Below are 22,712 nucleotides of genomic sequence, written 5' to 3' on the forward strand. Positions count from 1 at the left end.
AGAATGGATGTTATAACTTCTCTTGCATCGCAAAGCTATGCCAACGCCCGCGCCGTTGCGGCCCCAAATCCGCAAGCGGCCGGGCCGGCAAGCTCGGCGTTTGAAGATGCCGCCAGTTCCTTTGCCGATACGCTGAAAGCGGGCGAAGAAGCGGCCAAATCCGCGATGACGGGTGGGGCTGATCCGCATGCCTTGGTGCAAGCCTTGGCGCAAACGGAACTTGCGGTCGAAACCGCCGTGACCTTGCGCAACAAAGTAGTCGAGGCGTATCAGGAAATCCTGCGGATGCCCGTCTGATGCAGGAAGCCATTTTCTTTGACACGATGCGGCAGGGGTTGTGGATCGCAGTGATGATTGCGGCCCCGATGCTGGCGGTCGCGCTGATCGCGGGTGTCTCGATTGGTTTGTTCCAAGCCCTCACCTCGGTGCAGGAAATGACGCTGACATTCGTGCCAAAAGTTGGCGCGATGCTGATCGTGTTCTGGGCGTCAATGTCGTTCATGTCCGACAGTCTGGTAGATTTTTTCACCCAGACTCTCGTGCCTCTGATCGCGGGGAGTTAGCGCGATGGATAACGCAATTTACGCCACGCTTTCGCGGCAATCCGGCTTAATGCAAGAAATGCGCACGGTGGCGAATAACATCGCCAACGTGTCGACCACCGGGTTTCGCCGCGAAGGTGTGATCTTTTCGGAATATATCTCGGGACTTGAGGACAACGGCCCCTCGCTGTCGATGGCCTATGCGAACGGACGCAATATCGATCTGCAGCAAGGCGGGCTGACCCAGACCGGCGGGCGGTTCGATTTTGCGATTGAGGGCGAAGGGTTCTTTATGATCGAGACGCCGCAGGGCAATCAATTGACCCGCGCGGGCAGTTTCATCCCCTCCCCCGAAGGTGAGTTGCTTAGCCCCGATGGCTATCGCCTGCTTGATCCCGGCGGCACGCCCGTCGCGGTGCCTAGCGGGGTGCAAGATATCGCGCTTGCCTCGGACGGCACACTTTCGGCGGCCGGTGAGCCGATTGCTCAGGTGGGGGTGTTCCTGCCTAGCGACCCCAACGGGATCAGCCATGTCGGCGGCACCCGTTTTACCGCCGAAGCCGGGTCGGAACCGATGGAAGGGGCCACGCTTTTGCAAGGTTACCTTGAAGATTCGAACGTGAACCCTGTCTCGGAAATCAGCCGCATGATCGAGGTGCAGCGCGCCTATGAGCTGGGCCAGAAATTCCTCGACCGTGAGGACGAACGTATCCGTAGCGTCATCTCGACGCTCGCCAGATAACAGGAGAGAGCCATGCGTGCCCTTCAAATCGCCGCCTCAGGCATGAGTGCGCAGCAAATGCGCGTCGAGGTAATTTCAAACAACCTCGCGAACATGTCCACGACCGGTTACAATCCGCGCCGCGCCGAGTTTGCCGATCTGCACTACCAACAAATGACACGCCCCGGCACGATCAACGCCACCGACGGCACGCAGATTCCCGCAGGCGTGCAACTTGGCCTTGGTGTGCGTCCGACTGCCGTGACCGTGAACCTCTCGCAAGGATCGCTTTCAGCGACCGGAGGCGATCTGGACCTTGCGATTGACGGAGCGGGCTATCTTGAGGTGACGCTGCCCTCTGGCATCTCGGCCTACACGCGCGATGGCGGGCTCAAGCGATCTGGCGATGGTGAAATCGTCACGTCAGACGGCTACCCCGTCGTGCCCGCCATCACGATTCCCGATGATGCCCGCGCCATTGCTATCAACGCCGACGGCGAGGTTTACGCCTATTTTAACGATCAAGTAGATGCCCAGCTTTTGGGTCAGTTTACCTTGGCCAACTTCACCAATGACAAGGGGCTTGAAGCGGTGGGGTCGAACCTGTTTCTCGAAACCGGTGCCTCCGGTCCGCCAAATGTGAATACCCCCGGTCAAGATAGTCTAGGCACGCTGCGCCAAGGCTATCTTGAGGAAAGTTCAGTTGATCCGGTGCGCGAGATCACCGAATTGATCAAGGCCCAGCGCGGCTATGAACTGAACGCCAAAGTCATCTCGGCCGCCGATCAGATGCTTGGCGCAACCACGCAGGTGCGCTGATGAAACAGGCGATGATCTTGGCCGCGTTGATCTTGGCACCCCTGCCTGCACTGGCCGATTACCTTGTGGCGACGCGCACGATCCGGGCAAAGACCGTATTGACGCCCGACGATCTTGCACTGCAAGCGGGCGATCTTCCTACAGGGATCACATCGCCCGAAGATGTGATCGGCCTGGAAACGCGCGCAACGCTTTATGCCGGTCGCCCAATCAACATCGGCGATCTGGGTGCGCCCGCAATCATCGAGCGCAACCAGTTCCTGCCGCTGGTTTATCGCAACGTCGGCTTGGAAATTCGCGTCGAAGGGCGCGCGTTGGAGCGCGCAGGCGTCGGGGACACGATCCGGGCGATGAATGCCAGCTCTCGAACGACAGTTAACGCACGCCTCGCCGCAGATGGCGTGGCCTATGTCACGCAATGAAGGACCAGCTATGAAATCTCCGACCCTGATCTTTCTGATGATCGCGCTCAGCGCGTGTGGGCGCCTTGAAGACGTAGGAAAGGCTCCGAATTTCACCCCCGTTGAAAGTGGTAACGAGTTCTTCGCGATGTCGAGCGTGCCGATGCCCGAGACCATCGCCGCGCAAAAACCGACGCAGCAAGCCTCGCTATGGTCAGGATCGCGCAACTCGTTGCTTGGCGACCGGCGCGCGGTTCAGCGCGGTGATATTTTGACTGTGGTGATTGAAATCAACGATAAAGCCGAGATTTCTAATTCGACCGGGCGGTCGCGTTCTGGCTCGGAAAGTATAGGCATCCCGTCGCTATTTGGCATCCCGCAGCGGATCGATCAGCGGCTGCCGGACGGGGCCTCAATGGCCGATGCGGTTTCGACGAATTCCAGCTCGTCCTACCAAGGCGACGGATCGGTGTCGCGGAACGAAAAGCTAACCCTGCGCATCGCCGCTACAATCACCGAGACTTTACCCAACGGTGTTCTGCGCATTCAAGGCAGTCAAGAGGTGCGGGTGAATAACGAGGTGCGCGAGCTGATTGTAAACGGTTTCGTGCGCCCCGAAGATGTCAGCCGCCAGAACGAAATCACCTATGACAAGATCGCTGGCGCGCGAATTTCTTATGGCGGGCGCGGTCAAATCACCGATGTGCAGCAGCCCCGGATTGGCCAGCAGGTCGCAGATATTCTTTTGCCTTTTTGAGAGGTCGCAATGTTTGGTAAAATTTTTCCTATTCTTCTCGCGGTGATCGGGCTCGCCGCAGGTGGGGGTGCTGGTTACTACTTGCGCCCGCCGCCGCCCGACCCCGAAGCAACGGCGGACTGTGCGCCAATCTCGAAGGATCATGGCGATACCGAGGTCGAAAGCACCGAGGAAATCACGGCAACCTCCGAATTCGTCAAGCTTAACAACCAGTTTATCGTACCGGTTGTGGAAGACGGGCTTGTCAGTTCTCTAGTGATTATGTCGCTTAGCCTCGAGGTCAAAACGGGTTCCACCGAAAAGGTGTATCGCGCCGAACCCAAGCTGCGCGACGCCTTCTTGCAGGTGTTATTCGATCACGCAAATACCGGGGGGTTTGCAGGTGCGTTCACCGGGTCGGCCAATATGGACAGGCTGCGCACCTCGCTGACTGAAACCGCGCGCACAGTCTTGGGCAGCGATGTGATTGGAGTTCTTGTGTCAGATATCGTTCGCCAAGACACCTGAAGTATTGCAGATTTTACCCATAGGGGTCGCAAATCGCGGCCCCTATTTTTTGACCGACAACTTTTGCAAAACCGAATGACGCCCAACCGCGCGCGCAGCTACTGCGCGAGCTTGATCAATCTCGGGGACAAGAGCCGCGATCTGAACATACATCTGATCGCGCCGTGTCAGCGCGAAAGCATCAAACCGCCCTGCTGCAATCGCGATCTCCGGGCATTCCGCACTATAGCCATGCGCGGATCGGCGCGCGGCCTCAAGATCTGCCACCTCAGTTTCAATCTCGCGCTGGCGCTGGGTTAAGGTGCTTAGTTTGGCGAGCTCCAGTTCGCGTTGCATTTCGGCCAAGGCGGTCAAACGGAGCAATTGCTTGCGACGGTTCATGACGCCCCCCGACCACGCGCTCGCTGGCGCATTTTCTCTGCAAAACGGATTGCCGCTGCAACGGGTTTGTAATACTCGGCGCGGATCTCATCACCTACCTCGATCGTCGCATAAAGCGCACGCGCTGTGGGCGGATCGGAATGGATTGGCACCGCGTTTTCTGCCGCAACCTCACGGATACGCGCGGCGATCTCATCGACGCCTTTGGCCAGACAGGTTGGTGCGCGACCGCCCGCACGATCCCATTTCAGCGCGACAGCATAATGGGTCGGGTTAACGATGATCACATCGGCTTCAGCGGCATTGGCGACCGACTGCCCCATCGCGATCTCATAGCCACGTTGACGCCGCTGCCCCTTAAGATGGGGGTCGCCTTCGGATTGCTTCATCTCATCGGTCAGCTCCTTACGGCTCATCCGGTTGCGACGCAGAAATTCAGCGCGTTGCCAAAAATAGTCCACGGCACCCATGATTGTGGCAACGCCCGTTACCAGTGCCAGAAACTCAACGATCATCTTCAAAAGCGCGCTCATTGACTGTCCAGGCGAAACGCGCTGACCGGTCAGAATCGTCTCAAACTGCGCGCGCAGATAGAACCCGAGCACAATCGCGATCACCACCAACTTTACCGCGCTTTTGGCAAACTCGAACAATCCGCTACGCCCAAATTTTTGCACAGCGTTGGCCATAGGATTGATTCGACTCAGCTTGAACTGGAGCTTTTCAGGCGCCACAACGATTGCGCGTTGAGCCCAATATGCGATGAGCGCAGCCACCATTGGCACCAGCAAAAAAGGCGCGGCCGGCGCGAGGACGGAATACACCGCCCCCATGCCAAGCGACGTCCCGCCTGCGAAAATATCGCGCGACAGCGTATCCGCCTGCTCAAGCATCACCATTGCGCGCGTCCCGAACTGATGCAGGCTGACAGCGCCCAGCGCTAAAATCGCCAGTAGAAAACCACCATAGACCGCAGCAACCGCAATTTCCGACGACCGCACCAAATCGCCCTTGCGCCGCGCTTCGTTGAGCTTGTGCTCAGTTGGCTCGTATTCCTTTTCGGCTGAATCGTCTTCACTCATGGGGCCACCGTGAACGGGTTGAGCAGGAACGCGACCACCGCTTCACGCCAGACGATGATTCCCCCCGGAAGAGCGATCGCCAGTAGCATCAACCCACCCGCCGTCAGCGCTGGGGCACCAACAAAGGCGACCATCAGCTGCGGCATCGCCCGGTTGATCGCGCCCAGCGCCACGTTGTAGATCAGCCCCGTCATCACGAAAGGCGCTGCGATCATGAATGCCAGCGAAAAAGCCCGCGTTATCCCCGCCAGACCCCAGTCGTGAAAGGACTGCGCATCAGGGAGCGACCCAGCTGGGATCACGCGGTACGATCCAAGAATGAATTCGGCAAGGTGGACGTGAAATCCCATCTGCATTAGCAGCGCGATCCCGGCCACCACCATAAGATTGCCGATTGCGGGTTGCGGTTCACCGCCCATTCCGCCCAGGAGTTGCGACAGCGAGGTAGCCTGCGCTGCAACCGTTCCCGCTACCTGCAATGCAAAAATAAAGGCGCGCAGACCAAGGCCTAAAAATACTCCGGTGATTATCTCAAACAGCATCCAAAATGGCACACCCGAGCGCGCACGCAACGGCGCAAGCTCACTTGCCATCGCGGGCATCAGCAAAACGGTAAACCCAAGCGCGACCACCGTCTTAATGCGCGCCGGCAGCGTCGATTCACCAAAGCCCGGCGCAAGCGCCACCAGACCGCCCACACGCAGCAGCATGACGAAACCCAGAAACAGCGCGTCCTGACTTGCTTGCAGCAGTTGCGCGAGCGCTTCGTTCATGTTGCGACCATCCCGACGATTGCAGGTCTCGCGTCAAACCCGATTTCTTCGAAGCTAAGAACTGGTGCGGTGATTCCCTTGGCACTTAGGACGGTATGCAAGAACCGCCGTCGCCGCCCCGATGTCACCAGCGCTGGAAAGACGCCGGTTTGACCGGCCGCCGCGATACGCTCTGCGATATTTCTGGCAAGACGATTGAATTTCTCTGGCGGTAGCGCAACATCTCCACCGCCGCGTTCTGCACCGATCGTGTAGCTGCCAAAAGTCTGCTCCCATTCCGGGGCCAACTGAATAAGCGGGATAGTCCCATCGGCACGGCGCAGGTCGGCCACAAGTTGAAAGCCCAGCCTCTGACGCACATGCTCGCAAATCGCCTCGGGTGATTGCAGATTTCGTACCTCTGAAACGGCCTCTGTGATTAATAGAAGATTGCGGATCGATACCCGCTCTTCAAGCAGCAGACGCAGGACCGATAGCAGCAAATCGATCGGTACTTTGTCTGGGATCATCTCGTCCAGAACGCGACGATTTGCATCCGCACGCGCTGGATCCGAGAGGTTAACCACCTCATCCAGCAAGCGGCGCAGGGCGCGCAGCGTCATCAGCCGCGAGAAGTTTGCTTTGATCACTTCAAGAAGATGGGTTGCGAGCACCTCGGTCGGGCTGACAACCGTTGACCCGGCCAGCGCGGCATCCTCTTGTGCATTCATAGGCACCCAGCGTGCCGGCGCATGAAAAACGGGTTCACGGACCTCAGGGCCTTCGGGAAGAAACTCGCGATTATCGGCGATCAGTGCGAGAACGTGATCGGGGTACAAACGGTCGCTCGCCTGCTCCACCCCCTGAATGCGAATGCGATAACAGCCCGCACTCAGGCTCGCATCGTCAGTCAGCCGGATTTCTGGAAGAATTAGTCCAAAATTCGCCGCGACATGATTGCGCATATTCGAAATTCGCGCGTCCAACCCGGTCGCCGGATCAAGCGCCATACTTACAAGATCGGGCGCAAATTCGACATGAATATCATCAACATCCAGCACATCCCCGAGGGACTTACGCTTGGTTTTCTCCTCGGGTGCTGGCATTTTCATTGCTTCACGCCGCAGCCGCGCTTTTTCGGCTCGAGTCAGCATATAAGCTGTTCCACCCAAAATCGCCGCTCCCAGCATAAACGGCACAAACGGCAACCCCGGCACGAGCCCAAAAAGCCCCATCAACACCGCGACGGTCGCCAAAGCGGGTGGGTATTTTCCGAGTTGGCGGAACATTTCAAGGTCAGTCGAGCCCTTGGACCCGGTGCGCGATAGCAAAATAGCCGAGGCAATCGAAATAATAACGGCGGGGATCTGACTAACAAGCCCATCACCGACGGTCAGAATTGTGTAGGTTTCCAGCGCGCGTTCAATTGGCATGCCATGCACGGCGGTGCCGATAATCAGCCCGACCACAAGGTTAAGCATGGTGATCAGAAGCCCCGCGACCGCATCGCCTTTCACGAACTTTGATGCACCGTCGAGCGAACCAAAAAACGTCGTTTCTGCTTGCTCGCGTTCTCGCCGCTCGCGTGCTTCAGCATGATCAATAGCTCCGGCATTCATATCGCTGTCAATTGCGAGCTGCTTCCCCGGCATCGCATCCAACGCAAACCGCGCGCCGACTTCGGCCATCCGGCCAGCGCCTTTCGTTATCACAATGAAGTTCACGATGAGAATCACGCAAAACACCACGAGGCCAATCAAGACCGAGCCGCTCATGATGAAATTGGCGAAGCCCTCAATAACTTCGCCTGCGGCCCCGGTTCCGGTATGGCCCTGTCCGATAATCAACTTGGTCGAGGTAACGTTGAGCGAAAGGCGCAACATCAACGAGCCCAGCAAAATTGTAGGGAAAGCCGAGAAATCAAGCGGCCGTTCGATGAAAAGAGTGACTGTAAAGATAAGGATGGCGAGCGCGAAAGATGTGGCCAACCCCACGTCGAGAATCCAGGAAGGAACCGGCAAGATCATCATGACGATGATCGCCATCAAGACAAGCGCGAGCATAATCGTGGGTTGGAAGATCCGCGAGAGGAGTGGGACGGCCATCACATGCCCTCACGTTTGGAAAGCGCCGTCGCAAATAGTGACGCCCCTGCTGCACGCCCCAACGCCGGAGCAGAATTTTCTTTGCGAATCAACAAAGGATATGTGTTCTGTCGCGTATCCTTGCGACGTGTTTCTTGCTGCGTCAAAACAATGTCTGGAATTTCTGGAATTTCTGAATTTTTATCTGTTTGAAGCTTGGGCGTCTGCCCTGTTGCGAGGCGACTAGGGGCGCTAGGCGACACACCATCTTCGTGCAGATACTTCATTCGGATCGAGGAAAATCGTGCCGAATATTTTTCAGCATATTTCTTTGTGCGCGAATGAAACGCGCCAGCAGCTTTTTTCCAATCGCCCATTTCTGCCTGGAGATCGCTTAAAAACCTGGCCGCATAGCGTCCATTTGCGAGCGGATCAAACATTTCCTCTATCGAAGAAAAATTTTCTCCATGCCACTTATAGTTGATCTGGAAACAACCAACGTCAAAGCTACGCGCTCCGCGTTTGAACTCTTTAAACACATAGGCCAACGCCTGATCGCGGGAGTCAAACCAATGGCCAGCGCCTTCCATATTTACCGTCCAAGGCCATGAACGAAACGCCCCGTTGCGTTTGCGACCCGTCTCGTTCAGAGAAATGGCTTTAAGCACAGAAACCGGTACACCGCTTTCGCGTGAGACTTGCTCTGCGGCCGATTCGCAGATTGCAGAAATCTCTTGAGTACTTGCACTAAGCAAGCGCCCACTCGCCATGCACAACAAAACAGACAGAAACAAAAAACGGATCGTACCGAGCATTGGGTTTTCCCTTCGCAAAGCAATTCTTGCTTTCCAGACAGCTAGAGGAAAAGTCTTGAGATTCCGTTTTCGTTCACCCTACGAATCAATGAAAGTTATCTGATCTCAATTCGTCGGATTGTCTTCAATCAAACCGGAACTCCGCGCGCCTTCTGCGCCGGGTACGGAAAATTTGCCTAGCATTTCTTGGAAAATTTTACGTTCTTTTTCGCTCGCATTAATTAATGCCTCTGCATGGGCGAGCGGACCGCTGGGCTTTGCGGCACTATCTAGCGCAGGCAATTTAGGTGCAAAGGTTTCAACAAAATCTCGCTCCGTATCCACGGCATTATCGCGCACGAAATCCCAATCACCATCGCGCCACGCCTCGCGCAGAGCACCCTCGGGATCACTGACATTGGAGTAAGCGATCTGCGCGGCGCCATGTTCTCCGATCAAAGCCAGCGCCCGAGCTCGTAATTGCTCTGCCTCGGGCCCCGCAATGCCCTCTAGGTGGGTCAGCGCTGCCGCTGCATCGCGTGATGCCAACGCCGCCTTACCCATGAGCAAGAGATCCTTATCACCCGGGGGGCTGGCCTGCGCCAAAATGGGTGTGGCCGTGTCTTCAAAACCTAGCTTTATTAGACGATCCGCCAACTCAAATCGCAAATCATCTCGCTTTGCAGCAGCTACCACTGACTCCCAATTGGCAAAGAGATTTCGCAAAAATATCCCGTTATTTGGATGCTTGGCGAGTAAGCCAACCATTTCGCCACGCGTCCTTGTGCGAAGCTCTGGTTCAGCCCCTCTTGGCCAGTCTGTCATCAATGCAATAGCTTCATCAAATTCGCCCACTGATGCATGCCCCATCACCGCAGCGCGCAACAATCGATAGGCTGCGGGTCCGCCTCTAAGCTCAAATGCCAAGGCACGCGCATTCTGGGTTGTAGCAGAATTAATAGCCTGCCCGTGACTTAGCTTGTCATCCACCAGCAGCAACAACGCATCCGCCGCATGCGTCCCATCTTTTGCAACAACTTTTGCCAGCGCATGATCGGCGTCGTCGCCACCTTCCTGAAGAGTCAATTGCGCATCGACCATATCAAGCGCGCTTTGGTCTTCCACGGTGATGCGCGAGAGTGCTGGCCGAATGGCACGCGCGATATCTGGCGCATCAATGGCGATCAATCGCGCCACCAAATCCGGCCCAATCGTCTGGCGCAATTGCGGCGACAAACCAAGATAGGTGCGTTGGACAGCCGCAAAATTCACGTCTTCTTTTGACGGAAGCGGGTCGGCCCCGAGTAAAGCCCAAACCGAAACATAGCCATCACATCCCACCATCTGAGCAAACGGAGACCGTCTCGCCGCAAGCTGCTCATCGAACAAATCCGCAAGATACATCAGCGCATCACGCGCGTATCCGGGCTCCCCCATGTCGCGTAAAAGCGCACGAGATTCCGCCCCGAAGCCAAATGACAGATAGGTCCGCGCAAGCTTGATCACCTCATCTTGGTTCGGCCTGTCAAACTCACCCATCACGGCACGCCGCCCCTCGCCAATTTGATCGCTAGCGTCTCCGTCTCTCATCCATGCCCCCAAATCGAACAGCGAATCTGGCGCACAACGCAATCCGTTTTCGGTACGTCCCAACGCTGGATGACCAGATGGCCGCGCCTGATCAATCGAAGTCTCCGACTTAAATGCGATATGATCATGGGTTTGATAGTGAGCATCGGGTGCTTCGTCTTGAGCCTCGGGTGTCGGCGCATCTGGCGATGGCCCCTCCACCTCAACAGGCTTGGGTAATTTCGGCATTTCGATTTCAATTAACCCTTGCGAAGCAGCCCGCGCGAGCTCCTGACGCAAGCGCACTTCTACGGCAGTAACGCGTTCATCCGCCCGTTCAATCGGTGGTACGGATAGCGGAGCTTCGTCGGTAACAGGCGTCCGTGGCGTCGCGCGCTGATTATTGGATAATGACGGCTCCGGGTCAGCGACCAAACCGCTCCAGTACAAATCAAGATGCGCCGCGCCAATCGGAACGGGGTGCACGCTGTGAGGCGCAGGAACGGGTGGAGATTTTGAATCTAACGCCACCTCTACCGGGGCGGGCGCATCATAGAAATCAAGAACCACGCCACCCAAACGCAGCTGAAATGAGCGCACTTCGACACCTTTGGCCGTTTCAAAAAGGAGACCGCCAGCCGCTGCATCGCTTTGAACACGCTCAAGCCGAGTCCGCGGAATTAAGCGAAACACATCTTGCAGCTGAAATTCAGGATTTTTCATTTTGGATTCAAGTCGATAGCCGTCTGCGCGGGGCTCAACCTTCCACTGCGCTCCTTTTGGCAGCATAACGACCAATCGCGAAAAATCAGCATGCTCCCCTGATCGCACTGCCACGGGCACAGCGTGCGCTGGCAAAGCCAAACAACAGAGAAACAGAGCCAGACGCAGCATCACGCCGCCTCCGATTTCACGGACTTAAGCGCCTCTTCGAGATCAGCGAAGCTAGGACGAATGTGATGAGGGGTATTCTGGCGTCCAACTTCGATGCAAATATTGGTGGCGTGGTTGTGCAGGTTCGCCACCAAAACTTCGCGGATCAGCTTATAGAAATGGCTGTCCTCATCAATCACCGACTTCATGCGTTCGGCAAAAGGCGCGATGAAGCCGTACGCCATGAAGACGCCCAAAAATGTCCCGACGAGTGCGCCACCGATCATCTTGCCCAAAATCTCGGGCGGCTGATCAATCGAAGCCATCGTTTTGATCACACCCAACACAGCAGCCACAATCCCCAGCGCCGGCATCGCATCTGCGACCGACTGCATCGCATGGCTTGAATGCAACGCGTGATGATAATTGGCCTCAAGTTGCTTATCGAGAACCTCTTCGACCTGATTGGGGTCGTCATAGTTCATCGAGGCAGAGCGCAGCGTGTCACAGATGATCTCAATCGCCTCATGATCATGCAATATCTTGGGATATTTACCGAAGATCGAAGAATTTTCGGGATTTTCGATGTGCTCTTCAATCGCGACGGGATTCTGACGTGCCAGACGAATCAATTCAAACAACAAGCAGAGCAGATCGCGGTAATCCGACGGCTTCCATTTCGCGCCCTTAAAGACCTTACCGACATCCTTTAGCGTTTGTTTGATCGCGGCCATGTCATTGGAAAGCACAAAGGCCCCGACCGCCGCACCGCCGATCATAATCATCTCGAATGGCAAAGATTTAAGGATAATCCCCATCTTTCCGCCAGCGGCGACATACCCGCCGAAGACCATCGCAAAGATAATAACGATGCCGATGATACCGACCATGAGAAACCCTCCAACAATTGCGTCGAAAGCGTGACAGAATTGTTTTAAGAAATGACTTACTTAATTTTTCGGCGCACCGGCATTTCGACCTGCCATCATCACACTGATCGTGTAGGCGGTTTTTGGATCAAGACTTGCCATGACCGCGGCCGCCGTATCCGGGCGCATCCTGCCCAAGAACCCCGCCGCAAACTCTGGCGCCATCTCTTCAAACAGGGGCGCTGCCTGTTTGGGTTTCATGTTCTCATAAAGGGAGACGAGACGGGCCACGTCCTCATCCGCGGATTTGTCAGCGATCGAAACGGTTTGCGACAACGCTTTCTCAGCAGCCACCAGTTCCGCCAATCGCGATTCGATTCGCCCCTCGGCCAAGTTGATCGCCTGTTCACGATCCAGAACCAGCCCCTCGCGCTCTGACAACTTTCCTTCTCGCGCCTGCAACTGCTCATGGAGCACCATCAGACCAGCCTCCGTGACGCAATCTTCGGTCGTATTCGAGCCTCTATCCTCAGCCCCCACCAACTGCTTGGCCACCGCAAACCCGCCGGTCTCGACAAGTCGAATCATGCCCGAGATGCCAAACAACAGCGCGATGATCCACAAGACGCCCCGTCCAAACCAACGCCGTTTGCGCTTAGCTTGCTTTTCGCCGCCTTTCGTTCTTCCGGACGCAGGCTTTTTCATTCTGCCGCCTCCAGATCGCTGTCACGATGGCGACGCCGTTTGACCGTGCGCCGGGTCTCGTGCCCATCCGGAAGATCGTGAAGCGATGCCAGCAGCAGTTCTAGCTTTTCAGCGCCACCTTCTGCGCGTTCGGTTAGCATGCGAAGCTGAGTTTCAGACTGGCTTGCGGTCATCTGCGCTTTTTCCAGTGCGCACGTCATGTCATCAACCTGCGCCGACAGCACCGCAATCGCACCGCCCATGCCGTTTTCCAGCTGAGTAAATCGCTTCAATCGCCGCGCCAGAACTAGGCAATAACCCGCAGCAGCCATGGCCGCGAGGCCCATCAAAAGATCAGCAATAAGCTGCATAAAGCTCTCCATCAGTTCAAAACAAATTCGACGATTAATAGGTCGCGCACCCGCCCATCCCCGGTCACGATCTGCACTCGGCGCAACATCTGCGCGCGCAATCGCATCAAGGCAGAAGGGTCTTCCAGCAACGCCGGATCAACAGCGCGCAGATAGCCGTTCAGCACGTCCATCACCCGCGGCTTGAGGTGCTCGACATCTTTTTCATAGGCCAAGGCCACTTCAAGCTGCGCCACGAACCGCAAATGCTTCGCGCCCTTTCCCGACAGTGAAATCACCATCGGATCTAGCGCAACAAACCCGATTTCAGGCAGCGCATCGGGCACGACTTCGGCGTCATGCGTCATTTCACCATGCGCGCCATCGTCAGCCGCCGGCGCAAGGATCATCCCGGAATAGGCTGCATAGAACCCACCGCCGCCTAGTAAAAGCATCAGCACAAGGCCGATCAACAGCGGCAGTTTTGATTTTTTCTTCGAGGCCTCATCTGTGGCCTCAGTCGTTGCATCTGCCATTTCATCACCGATTTCTTCGTCTCAAATAGCTTTAACCGAAGACGACTAACCGATTGTTAAGCGCAATGGTCGAATGTGGGACCACGCGACAGGGCAGAACGCCCGCTCAATGGAGGTGCGTCTTGCAACAGCTATTCGACGTCTGGCAGGCACTAGATCTGCGCAAAAGGGTGATTGTGATCGCAGCTACAGCGGCCATGTTTGCAGCGATTCTCACAATTTCCTCTATGGCTTCGAAGCCGCAAATGAGCCTGCTTTACGCGGGCCTGGGAGGTGTCGAATCAGGCGAGGTCGTAAGCGCGCTTGATCAGAGCGGCGTGCATTACGAGGTGCGCGGTGATGCAATTTTCGTTCCCGCTTCGCAGCGCGATTCGCTTCGTATGACCCTCGCAGCGCAGGGCCTGCCCGCGGAGGGGGCGGCAGGCTACGAATTACTCGATTCGCTGTCTGGATTTGGCACGACATCGCAAATGTTTGACGCTGCCTATTGGCGCGCCAAAGAAGGTGAGCTAGCGCGCACGATTGCAGCATCTCCATCGATTCGATCTGCGCGCGTTCATATCGCGCACCCCACTGATCAGCCGTTTCGCAAAGACCTTAAGCCGACCGCTTCGGTCACGATCACTGCGGCTTCGGGCGGCCTTGGCACCGCCCAAGTCAAAGCGTTGCGCTACCTAGTGGCCTCTGCAGTCAGCGGGATGTCACCAGACGATGTGTCGGTCATTGATTCGGCGCGTGGTCTGATTGCCTCAGGCGATGAGTCGAACGTAATGACATCCGCCAATGATCGCGCGTCCGCGCTTAAAATAAACGTCGAGCGGCTGCTCGCCGCGCGCGTGGGTACGGGAAACGCCGTGGTCGAACTGTCAGTAGAAACCGTGAACGAGCGCGAGGCAATTACCGAACATCGCTTTGATCCCGAAAGCCGCGTCGCAATTTCTACCGATACGGTTGAGACGTCGAAGAATTCGGATGCGACGCAACCCGGCGCTGTCACTGTTGCCTCAAACCTTCCGCAAAACGCTGGTGGTGACAGCGGCCAATCTACAAGCCAAAGCACCGAGACGCGCGAGCGCACCAATTATGAGGTGTCTGAAACGCGGCGCGAATTGTTGCGCACGCCGGGCGCAATCAAACGTCTTAGCGTGGCGGTACTCGTTGATGGGTTAACCACGGTAAACTCTGATGGCACGACTGGCTGGCAGCCCCGTCCAGAACCAGAGATAGCGGCGCTCAAGCAATTGGTTTCCTCTGCCGTCGGATTCAATGAGGCGCGCGGCGACGTGATCACCCTACAATCCATGCAATTCGAGGCGGTGCCGAAATTGGGCACCACAGCCACCTCTGGTGCGCTAAGCGACGTGTCTGTCGATCTGACTCAAATTATTCAGATCGCCGTCTTGGCAGTGGTCGCGCTGATTTTGGGTCTGTTTGTCGCGCGCCCGATCCTGACACAGAAACTGCAAACTGCCGCAACCGAGTTGCCCGCGCCAGACCGCCCCGCCAGCGCCGCTTTGACCGGTGAAATCGCCGAAGACGAAATGCCCGATATGAATATGCAGGTGATTTCTGATTACGACGTTGGGGATCTGCCGATGACGATGAACTCTGCCTTCGGCATGGGTGAGGCGGGCGACTTTGGCCAATCCGCCGACCCCGTGACGCGCCTCAAAAAGATGATCGCGGAAAGGCAATCCGAAAGCGTCGAAATTCTGCGAAGCTGGATGGAAGATACTGAGGAGAAAGCATGATGGCACTACGTCTGAAACTTGAGTCCTTCGAACCTCGCGCGCCGGAAGATGAAGCGGTTGAAATCGAGCCTGTAGCCTTCGAAGAAGCTAAGCTCACCGCCTTTGAAAAAGGTTATCAGGCGGGTTGGGATGATGCAGTGGCAGCGCAAAATAGTGAAACCGCGCGGCTTCATGGCGACCTGGGCCGCAACCTGCAAGCATTGTCCTTTACCTTTCACGAGGCGCGCCACCATATGCTGGATGCGCTGCGCCCCTTGTTGATCGACATGACCGCCAAAGTTCTTCCTGAAGTTGCCAGCGCCAGCCTTCCCGCCCTTGTCGCAGAACAACTTATGCCACTGGCCGAAGAACTGTCCTCTGCACCCGTCACGGTGCTCGCCAATCCCGCCGCTCTGCCCCAGATCGAGGAAATCTTGACGCGCGACGACAGCCTCCCGCTAGCGTTTATCGCGGAAAGCAGCCTGAGCGAGGGGCAAGTCTATCTGCGCTTCTCCGAGACCGAGACCCGGATCGACCTTGATGCAGTCATCGCCACGATTTCACAGGCCGTTGCCACCTATTTCAACACATCCGCCGAGGAGCCCCGCAATGACTGACGCCCCCCAAGACGCCCCCACCGGCAACCCATTCAGCCAAGTCCCGATCGAAATTACCATCTCGGTCGGCAAAGCGCGTCCCTTGGTGCGCGACATGCTGCGCCTGCACCGCGATTCGGTGTTGCCGCTGGATCGGCGCGTCGATGATCCGGTCGAGCTTTACGTCGGTGACAAGCTGATCGCGCGCGGCGAGTTAACCGAGGTAGAGGGCGATCCGAATGGTCAACTCGCCGTGCGCTTGACCGAGGTCGCTGACCTACAAAACGGGCTGTAATGAGATGCAAACCACCTCTCTTCGCACGCTCGTGCCCGTCGGATTTGCAATATTAACCCTAATGCTTTCTCTCCAACCCACCTGGGCGCAGGATCTTTCGCTCTCGATGGGTAATGATGAAAGCCTTGCGGGTCGCTCGATGCTGATTATCGCCGCGATCACATTGCTCAGCCTCGCACCGGGACTAGCGATTATGGTGACCTGCTTTCCCTTCATCGTTACCGTGATGTCGATTCTGCGCCAAGCCCTTGGTCTGCAACAATCCCCGCCCAACATGCTAATCGTCAGCCTGTCGATGTTCTTAACATGGTTCATTATGGAGCCCGTGTTCATGGAAAGCTGGCAAGTGGCGGGCCAGCCGCTGATTGACGGCACCATTGACTGGCAAACCGGGTTTTTGCGCGGAATAGAGCCGTTTCGTGCCTTCATGGCCAATCGCACCGACCCTGAAACATTCTCGTCCCTCTCCGCGTTGCGCACCGGAACGCCCTATCAAGGAGAGCTAACCGCAGCGCCGCTATCCACGCTCGTCCCCTCCTTCATGTTGTCCGAAATTACCCGCGCCTTTCAAATCGGCTTTCTTATCTATCTTCCATTTCTGATCATCGACCTTGTAGTCTCCGCTGTCTTGATGTCGATGGGGATGATGATGGTGCCGCCCGCCGTTGTCGCGATGCCCTTTAAGCTGGCCTTTTTCGTAGTGGCCAATGGCTGGGTACTGGTTTCGGGCGCGCTGGTGCGAAGTTATTTCTGACCACGTGACGGCAAAGTTTCCGACCTGAGGTTTCGGGCGTGACTGCTCAGGAGGGAGATCTGTGTGTCTACGGTCTGTCGGTCGTTTGCCGCGAGGACAGATAGAATAGGATCGCCGCATTCGAGACTTTCGCAGCACAATCGAACCGTCGTCATGGGGCGCAAGATCCGTCAGCACCCCGGAAGGGGCACGAATGAGTCTCAGGATGTGTATGTGCTGCTTGCCTGCGGCTCACCACATATGCCCATGCGCTTTGTCACACCCCGAGGGGTATTCTTAGGCGATTGTTAAAATGCGGGAAATTGGTCGGAGCGAGAGGATTCGAACCTCCGACCCCCTGCTCCCGAAGCAGGTGCGCTACCAGGCTGCGCTACGCTCCGACCGTGGGCGGGGGATTAGCCGCTTGCGCGGGGTTTGGCAAGGGGGTCTTGGGTCAGCTTCTTGAATTGCGTGCGCGAAGACCCATCACACGCCCCAGCAACGAGGTGCGCGGCGAGGTTACGGTTTCGGTGCGCCCGCGGGTACGCAGCACGGGCTGGTTTTCCGACACGTTCGGACGCGTCTCGCGGAAGACGATATACATGCCAGAGCCAATCACCACACCAGCGCCAAGCATTGTGGGGCCGTCAATGCCTTCGCCAAAAATGAACCACCCATAGAAAATTGCCCAGAGAATTTGCGAATATTGCATCGGCGCGACGATTGCCGCCTCGCCAGCGCGATAAGCCAGAATCTGCAAAAAAGATGCACTCAACCCAAACAGCGCGATCACTGCCATAAAGCCAAGATCTGGCAATTGCAGCGGCACCCAGACGAAAGGCAAAGCCGCTCCCATTACCACCACGTTGCCTAGAATGGGGGACAGCAGAAGCACAACCGAGCGCTCCTCACCCCCGACCTTTCGGACAATGATTGATGCCATCGCCCCGCACATCGCTGCGGTAAGTGCCGCAGCATGACCCAGTTGCAGATCGGCCTGCCCCGGCCGCACCACGATCAGCACACCGATCAGGCCAACGATCACGGCCGCCCAGCGATGCAGGCCGACTTTCTCCCCCAATAGCGGGATAGACAGCACCGTAATCAACAGGGGCGACGCGAAAAGCAGCGGGTAGACCTGCGCAAGCGGCAAGGTCGAAAAGGCGTAGAATGCGAAAAACCCCGCCAGTAAAGCAAAGATCACTCGCGCCGCGACCCAGCCCGGATGAACCGGGCGCAAGCTACCGCCCCGCTTGTCGTTCAGCAGGATGATCGAGAGCAGTGGAAAGCTGAGGAGCGCTGCAAAAAATACGATTTGAACGGGGGAATAGGTTTGCCCGAGATGTTTGATGATCACGTCATGCGTCGCAAAGATCGCCATCGATCCAAGCGCCAGTGACGCGCCCCTGCCATTCGATTTCGTGAAGTCACCGCTCATCAGGCACCCTTGTGTTACCGCTCACATTTTCTGCGGATCGGGACAGGTTGCAACCCCCGAGCAGCAAAAAGGCGCGGGCCACGGCTCGCGCCCTTTCAATCTGTGGAGGGAGCGATCAGAGGCTGGCGTCGAGCGCCGCGATGATCTTGTCGCCCATCTCGCTGGTGGAAACCGGAGTGCCGCCGTCCGGGCCCATCAGGTCTGCGGTGCGCACGCCATCGGCCAGCACTTTTTCAATCGCGGCTTCCAGACGGGTCGCCTCGTCGCCCTGATCGAAACTGTAGCGCAACGCCATCGCAAAGCTGAGGATACTAGCGATCGGGTTCGCCTTGCCCTGCCCCGCGATATCGGGCGCGCTGCCATGCACCGGCTCATACATCGCTTTCGGGCGACCATTGGCCATCGGCGCGCCAAGGCTGGCTGAGGGCAGCATGCCAAGGCTACCAGTCAGCATCGCGGCACAATCCGACAGGATATCGCCGAACAGGTTGTCCGTGACAATCACGTCAAACTGCTTGGGCGCGCGCACAAGCTGCATCGCGCCATTGTCAGCATACATGTGGCTCAGCTCGACCTCGGGGTAGTCCTGACCCACACGGATCACGACTTCGCGCCACAAAATACCCGATTCCATGACATTGGCTTTTTCCATCGAGCACAGTTTTTTGTTGCGCTTCATCGCCAGTTCAAACGCGGCACGGGCGGCGCGCTCGATCTCGGATTCGGTGTAGCGCTGGGTGTTTATGCCGACGCGCTCGTTGCCCTCTTCGAAGATGCCGCGCGGCTCACCGAAATAGATGCCCGACGTCAGCTCTCGCACGATCATGATATCAAGCCCGGCGACGACATCCTTTTTCAACGAGCTGAAATCCGCCAGCGCGTCAAAGCATTGCGCCGGGCGCAGGTTGGCGAACAGGTCCATTTCCTTGCGCAAACGCAGCAAGCCGCGCTCGGGCTTTACGCTGAAATCGAGCACGTCGTATTTCGGTCCACCTACGGCACCCAGCAGAACCGCGTCCACCTCTTGCGCCTTCGCCATCGTCTTATCGGCCAGCGGCACGCCGTACTTGTCATAGGCTGCGCCGCCAACAAGATCTTCGCTCACGTCAAAGGCCATATCGCGCTTGGCGCCATACCAGTCGATGACTTTACGCACCTCAGCCATGACTTCTGGGCCAATCCCGTCGCCGGGCAAGATAAGGATGGAGGGGTTGGGCATGGTGATTTCTCCAAAGAAAACGGGGTTCAAAGGGGGGGTAGCGCCTGCCCGCCCCTTGGTCAAGCTTGGCACGCGTTGAAACAACTCCGAGTCGATCGGCGGTGCTTTGCCGAGACTTCGGCAGGCTTTCGCAAGCGTGATCGCGGATGACTCGCGCATCGCGATGGATCGGCGCATCATTGCGCAAAAGAGCAGATATAGAATGAGGGCGGATATGAATCGCAGGGTGCTGATCCTGGGGATGGGCGGGCATTTTGGCTCGGTTGCGGCGCGCGCATTTCGCGCCGCTGGGTGGAATGTGGATCGCTATCATCGCGGCACTGATATGGCGGTTGCGGCGCGCGGCGTCCGTTGGATCATCAACGCGATGAACCCGCCGAATTATCACGATTGGGCGCATCAGCTGCCCCAGATCACCAGTCAGGTTCTGTCTGCCGCGCGCGATAGCGGAGCCTCTGTGATGGTGCCCGCAAATGTCTATGTTTACGGTCGCGAGCCCGGTCCGTGGCGCGCTGATACGCCTCATCACCCCTGCTCGCGCAAGGGTCGCGTTCGCGCCGAGATGGAAGAGCGCTATCGCGAACACGCCGCCGACGGGCGCTCGGTCGTCTTTCTGCGCGCGGGCGATTTCGTGAACCCGGAATCGCCGGACACACTGCTGAACCGGGTGGTTCTGAAGAACGTGCGCAAAGGTCGGATCACGGCGATGGGCAAGCCCGAGGCGCAACGCGTCTACGCCGATCTTGCGGATCTCACGCAGGTCGCTGTGTCGCTGGCCGATACCGCCGACTCACTGCCGGGGCTGCTGGATCTGGGCTATCCCGGCACAAGGTTCTCGTTTCGCGAAATGGCCGATGAACTGGCGGGGCAGCTTGGGCGTGAGATCACGATTAAGCGCTTTCCATGGACCGCGCTATTACTGGCCTCGCCGGTCTGGGAGCTTGCGCGAGAGTTGCGCGAGATGCGTTATCTCTACGACATGGATCACAAGATTGACGGCACCGATTTTGAGGCGCTTTTCCCAGACTTCGAGTCTAAAACCCTGCAACGTCTGGTGTTTGAGCATCTCTATATGCGCGGCATGAAAGTCGTACCGGATCATGGCGCCAAGATGTCGACCCAAACCAGTTTGTGACGCGAGGCGCGCGCGGCGGCCTCGGCCAGCGGCGCGCCCGGCGCAGGCCAAATGACGCCGGCCCCCGTCACCTGCAAGCGCGCGGATGGCAAAACATAATCCACCCGCAAATTGCCCGGCCCGTTGAAATCTGCGGTGTCTTGCGCCGGGTCGCCCTTGTGATCCGCGTCCGCCACCAGCTTGCCGCCTTCGCTTTGGGGATTGGCATCTTGCAAGCGCGGATCGCTTAACAGCGCGCGCAACGCGGCGCGCCGACCCTCGCCATCTTGCGGATCAATATCGAAATCCCCCAACAGAACGAAGGAGGATTTGGCCGGGGTCTGCGCCAAATCACCATCCATATAACGCAGCCAGAAGGCCGCCTCGTCATGATTACGCCAGCCATTGCGATCCTCGGGCCCGTCGAACACAGGCGGTGTTGCGGCAAAAACGAACAGGTGCAGGGTTTGGCCATCCGATAACCCGATCGGCACATCCCAATGCCCGACCGAGGACAGACGTTGCGCTGCACGCGCTTCAGTTGAAAGCTGCGCGTTACGAATCGAGGTGTTGGGCAAATCCCGCCATAAAAGGGCTGAAAAGTCGCGTGCATCGGCCGCCAAAATCGGCAAACGCGACACTATCGCCATGCCGTCTTGACCCTGGAACCGGCCATAACCTTGGGCATCTCGCGCCTCGCCCAACACACCGTTGCCGTCAAGATCAACGCCGCTCGGCAAACCGGCATTGGGTTGGGGCGCGTAAAGATAGGGGTAAGGCCGGGCAAGCGTCGCATTGAGCGCCGCAAGCGCGTGCCCATCGTAATCCCAGTCAATGCCCGTCAGCAACAGCACATCGGGCTTGGCCTCATCAAGGATCTCACGCACCGCCTTGATCTGGGGGTCTTTGCCCGCCAAGATATCGCGCAGCAACAGCCCCGGCCCTTTGCGACTTAACTCTACATTCCAAGTAGCAACGCGCAGCGTCTCGGCCGAAACCGAGAGCGCGCCTGCAAGCAGCGCCGCAACAATCAGGCCGCAACGTAACCCGCGCTTTCTTGCGCGCGCCGCTTTGCCTCGATCATGGTTGCCACCCGGCCCATCGCGATACCGCGCATGAACAGGCTTACGGGAAGAAAAGCCCATGCTGTCACCGTCCAAATCAGCGCATGCGGATTTTCCAGCGTGATCACCGAAAAATTCATCGAAATCAGCTTGATTCCCGCGGGAATAAGGAAGGGCAAAAGAAAGCCCAGCGCAACGTTAAACCAGGAATCGCGCCGCAGTCTCTCGACAACATCGCCGCCCGCAGTCGGATCAAAAGTCGGCAGATTCACCCAGACATTGAACGTGCCCTTGTCAACCGGCCAGTTGCGAAGCCGCATGCTTATCACGAAATACACCAGCGTAATAATCGTGATGAAATACGACATGCCGACCGCCGTACGTACAGTCTCAATGTGCGCCGGGCTGGAATAGTCGGGCAGCGCCAGCAAGAACAATCGCACAGGACTGTAAGGCATATCCAGCGCGCGCGAAATCGTTTCGCTAAGTACCTCGATCAACCGATTAAACGTATTGGGTTCGTATTGCGCAGCTATGGCGGTCGACATCACGAAGATCATTAAAAACAACGCCGAGAACCGAATGCGGTTGAACGGCGGCGCATCGCGAAACTCCACAAGACCCGGATAGACCGACGCGTATTCGAAAAAGGTCAGAGCTGCCCCGAAAAAGGCGACCACAGCAATGATCTGGGCGGTATCGACATTGGTATGGGGCAACATCAACGCAGGAATGCACATCGTAAACCCAATAATTATCGCGCGCAAAAGCGCTCCTGTCAGACGTGTAAACACTGCCCTAC

26 protein-coding genes and 1 tRNA gene are annotated in these 22,712 nt (G+C 57.3%); 12 read left to right on the forward strand and 15 right to left on the reverse strand.

Annotated elements, in window-relative coordinates:
* The first annotated feature begins 3 nt into the window (after positions 1-3).
* From fliE to ACN0SD_RS00590, 7 genes are read left to right on the forward strand one after another with little or no spacing between them, the layout of a single operon-like run.
* Positions 4-297: a flagellar hook-basal body complex protein FliE gene (fliE, locus tag ACN0SD_RS00560; protein ID WP_417806271.1), complete on the forward strand. Its 294-nt coding sequence runs from the start codon at positions 4-6 to the stop codon at positions 295-297.
* Positions 297-563, forward strand: a complete 267-nt coding sequence (locus tag ACN0SD_RS00565; protein ID WP_417806272.1) for a flagellar biosynthetic protein FliQ — start codon at positions 297-299, stop codon at positions 561-563. Before fliE ends, ACN0SD_RS00565 begins: the two co-directional genes overlap by 1 nt.
* Before the next feature lie 4 nt (positions 564-567).
* Positions 568-1,284 carry a flagellar hook-basal body complex protein gene (locus tag ACN0SD_RS00570; RefSeq protein ID WP_417806273.1) on the forward strand — a complete coding sequence of 239 codons (717 nt, stop codon included), beginning with the start codon at positions 568-570 and terminating at the stop codon, positions 1,282-1,284.
* 12 nt (positions 1,285-1,296) lie between these two features.
* Positions 1,297-2,082 carry a flagellar basal-body rod protein FlgG gene (gene flgG / locus ACN0SD_RS00575; protein ID WP_417806274.1) on the forward strand — a complete coding sequence of 262 codons (786 nt, stop codon included), beginning with the start codon at positions 1,297-1,299 and terminating at the stop codon, positions 2,080-2,082.
* A complete protein-coding gene (gene flgA / locus ACN0SD_RS00580) occupies positions 2,082-2,504 on the forward strand; it encodes a flagellar basal body P-ring formation chaperone FlgA (RefSeq protein WP_417806275.1) in 423 nt (140 codons plus the stop codon). The genes flgG and flgA overlap by 1 nt, the downstream gene beginning before the upstream one ends.
* A gap of 10 nt (positions 2,505-2,514) precedes the next feature.
* Positions 2,515-3,240 carry a flagellar basal body L-ring protein FlgH gene (gene flgH, locus ACN0SD_RS00585; protein ID WP_417806276.1) on the forward strand — a complete coding sequence of 242 codons (726 nt, stop codon included), beginning with the start codon at positions 2,515-2,517 and terminating at the stop codon, positions 3,238-3,240.
* A 9-nt stretch (positions 3,241-3,249) separates the two neighbouring features.
* Positions 3,250-3,747, forward strand: a complete 498-nt coding sequence (locus ACN0SD_RS00590) for a flagellar basal body-associated FliL family protein (RefSeq protein WP_417806277.1) — start codon at positions 3,250-3,252, stop codon at positions 3,745-3,747.
* 42 nt (positions 3,748-3,789) lie between these two features.
* Here the strand turns inward: ACN0SD_RS00590 and ACN0SD_RS00595 are convergent, their stop codons facing one another.
* From ACN0SD_RS00595 to ACN0SD_RS00640, 10 genes are all read right to left on the reverse strand, one after another.
* The gene (locus tag ACN0SD_RS00595; protein ID WP_417806278.1) at positions 3,790-4,128 is read right to left on the reverse strand and encodes a hypothetical protein; all 339 of its coding nucleotides are present in this window, start codon (positions 4,126-4,128) and stop codon (positions 3,790-3,792) included.
* Positions 4,125-5,210, reverse strand: coding sequence for an EscU/YscU/HrcU family type III secretion system export apparatus switch protein (locus tag ACN0SD_RS00600; protein ID WP_417806279.1), 1,086 nt, complete (start codon positions 5,208-5,210; stop codon positions 4,125-4,127). The genes ACN0SD_RS00595 and ACN0SD_RS00600 overlap by 4 nt, the downstream gene beginning before the upstream one ends.
* A complete protein-coding gene (locus ACN0SD_RS00605) occupies positions 5,207-5,983 on the reverse strand; it encodes a flagellar biosynthetic protein FliR (protein WP_417806280.1) in 777 nt (258 codons plus the stop codon). Before ACN0SD_RS00605 ends, ACN0SD_RS00600 begins: the two co-directional genes overlap by 4 nt.
* A complete protein-coding gene (gene flhA / locus ACN0SD_RS00610; protein WP_417806281.1) occupies positions 5,980-8,067 on the reverse strand; it encodes a flagellar biosynthesis protein FlhA in 2,088 nt (695 codons plus the stop codon). The genes ACN0SD_RS00605 and flhA overlap by 4 nt, the downstream gene beginning before the upstream one ends.
* A complete protein-coding gene (locus ACN0SD_RS00615) occupies positions 8,067-8,861 on the reverse strand; it encodes a lytic transglycosylase domain-containing protein (RefSeq protein WP_417806282.1) in 795 nt (264 codons plus the stop codon). Before ACN0SD_RS00615 ends, flhA begins: the two co-directional genes overlap by 1 nt.
* A gap of 105 nt (positions 8,862-8,966) precedes the next feature.
* The gene (locus ACN0SD_RS00620) at positions 8,967-11,303 is read right to left on the reverse strand and encodes a hypothetical protein (protein WP_417806283.1); all 2,337 of its coding nucleotides are present in this window, start codon (positions 11,301-11,303) and stop codon (positions 8,967-8,969) included.
* Positions 11,303-12,172 (reverse strand): flagellar motor stator protein MotA, encoded by an 870-nt coding sequence (gene motA, locus ACN0SD_RS00625; protein ID WP_417806284.1) that lies wholly within the window; start codon positions 12,170-12,172, stop codon positions 11,303-11,305. The genes ACN0SD_RS00620 and motA overlap by 1 nt, the downstream gene beginning before the upstream one ends.
* A 60-nt stretch (positions 12,173-12,232) precedes the next feature.
* The gene (locus tag ACN0SD_RS00630; RefSeq protein ID WP_417806285.1) at positions 12,233-12,856 is read right to left on the reverse strand and encodes a MotE family protein; all 624 of its coding nucleotides are present in this window, start codon (positions 12,854-12,856) and stop codon (positions 12,233-12,235) included.
* On the reverse strand, positions 12,853-13,206 hold the full coding sequence (locus ACN0SD_RS00635; protein ID WP_417806286.1) for a hypothetical protein: 354 nt from the start codon (positions 13,204-13,206) through the stop codon (positions 12,853-12,855). The genes ACN0SD_RS00630 and ACN0SD_RS00635 overlap by 4 nt, the downstream gene beginning before the upstream one ends.
* Before the next feature lie 11 nt (positions 13,207-13,217).
* On the reverse strand, positions 13,218-13,721 hold the full coding sequence (locus tag ACN0SD_RS00640; protein ID WP_417806287.1) for a flagellar basal body-associated FliL family protein: 504 nt from the start codon (positions 13,719-13,721) through the stop codon (positions 13,218-13,220).
* 65 nt (positions 13,722-13,786) lie between these two features.
* Between ACN0SD_RS00640 and fliF the strand changes: the two genes are divergently transcribed.
* The 4 genes from fliF to fliP are packed head-to-tail and all read left to right on the forward strand — an operon-like array spanning position 13,787 to position 17,096.
* Positions 13,787-15,472: a flagellar basal-body MS-ring/collar protein FliF gene (fliF, locus tag ACN0SD_RS00645; RefSeq protein ID WP_417806288.1), complete on the forward strand. Its 1,686-nt coding sequence runs from the start codon at positions 13,787-13,789 to the stop codon at positions 15,470-15,472.
* A complete protein-coding gene (locus ACN0SD_RS00650) occupies positions 15,469-16,068 on the forward strand; it encodes a flagellar biosynthesis protein (protein ID WP_417806289.1) in 600 nt (199 codons plus the stop codon). The genes fliF and ACN0SD_RS00650 overlap by 4 nt, the downstream gene beginning before the upstream one ends.
* Positions 16,061-16,342, forward strand: coding sequence for a FliM/FliN family flagellar motor switch protein (locus ACN0SD_RS00655; RefSeq protein WP_417806290.1), 282 nt, complete (start codon positions 16,061-16,063; stop codon positions 16,340-16,342). The genes ACN0SD_RS00650 and ACN0SD_RS00655 overlap by 8 nt, the downstream gene beginning before the upstream one ends.
* A 4-nt stretch (positions 16,343-16,346) precedes the next feature.
* Complete coding sequence (gene fliP / locus ACN0SD_RS00660; protein WP_417806291.1) at positions 16,347-17,096, forward strand: flagellar type III secretion system pore protein FliP; 750 nt, start codon at positions 16,347-16,349, stop codon at positions 17,094-17,096.
* Positions 17,097-17,399: 303 nt separating this feature from the next.
* On the opposite strand, the gene ACN0SD_RS00665 is transcribed toward fliP, so the two are convergent.
* The 3 genes from ACN0SD_RS00665 to leuB all read right to left on the reverse strand — a co-directional run bounded on the left by ACN0SD_RS00665 (position 17,400) and on the right by leuB (position 19,732).
* Positions 17,400-17,476 (reverse strand) — tRNA-Pro (locus ACN0SD_RS00665).
* A 53-nt stretch (positions 17,477-17,529) separates the two neighbouring features.
* Complete coding sequence (locus ACN0SD_RS00670) at positions 17,530-18,513, reverse strand: DMT family transporter (RefSeq protein WP_417806292.1); 984 nt, start codon at positions 18,511-18,513, stop codon at positions 17,530-17,532.
* Positions 18,514-18,628: 115 nt separating this feature from the next.
* Complete coding sequence (gene leuB, locus ACN0SD_RS00675; protein ID WP_417806293.1) at positions 18,629-19,732, reverse strand: 3-isopropylmalate dehydrogenase; 1,104 nt, start codon at positions 19,730-19,732, stop codon at positions 18,629-18,631.
* A gap of 214 nt (positions 19,733-19,946) precedes the next feature.
* Here leuB and ACN0SD_RS00680 point away from each other — a divergent pair, with 214 nt between their 5' ends.
* Entirely contained in the window at positions 19,947-20,867 is a 921-nt protein-coding gene (locus ACN0SD_RS00680; protein ID WP_417806294.1) for an epimerase, read from the forward strand.
* On the opposite strand, the gene ACN0SD_RS00685 is transcribed toward ACN0SD_RS00680, so the two are convergent.
* Entirely contained in the window at positions 20,831-21,991 is a 1,161-nt protein-coding gene (locus tag ACN0SD_RS00685) for an endonuclease/exonuclease/phosphatase family protein (RefSeq protein ID WP_417806295.1), read from the reverse strand. The two genes, ACN0SD_RS00680 and ACN0SD_RS00685, sit on opposite strands and share 37 nt — an antisense overlap.
* A complete protein-coding gene (locus tag ACN0SD_RS00690) occupies positions 21,877-22,704 on the reverse strand; it encodes a hypothetical protein (RefSeq protein ID WP_417806296.1) in 828 nt (275 codons plus the stop codon). Before ACN0SD_RS00690 ends, ACN0SD_RS00685 begins: the two co-directional genes overlap by 115 nt.
* Positions 22,705-22,712 lie beyond the last annotated feature (8 nt).

The sequence above is a fragment of the Thioclava sp. genome, assembly GCF_048263065.1.
In the GTDB taxonomy this organism is placed as follows: domain Bacteria; phylum Pseudomonadota; class Alphaproteobacteria; order Rhodobacterales; family Rhodobacteraceae; genus Thioclava.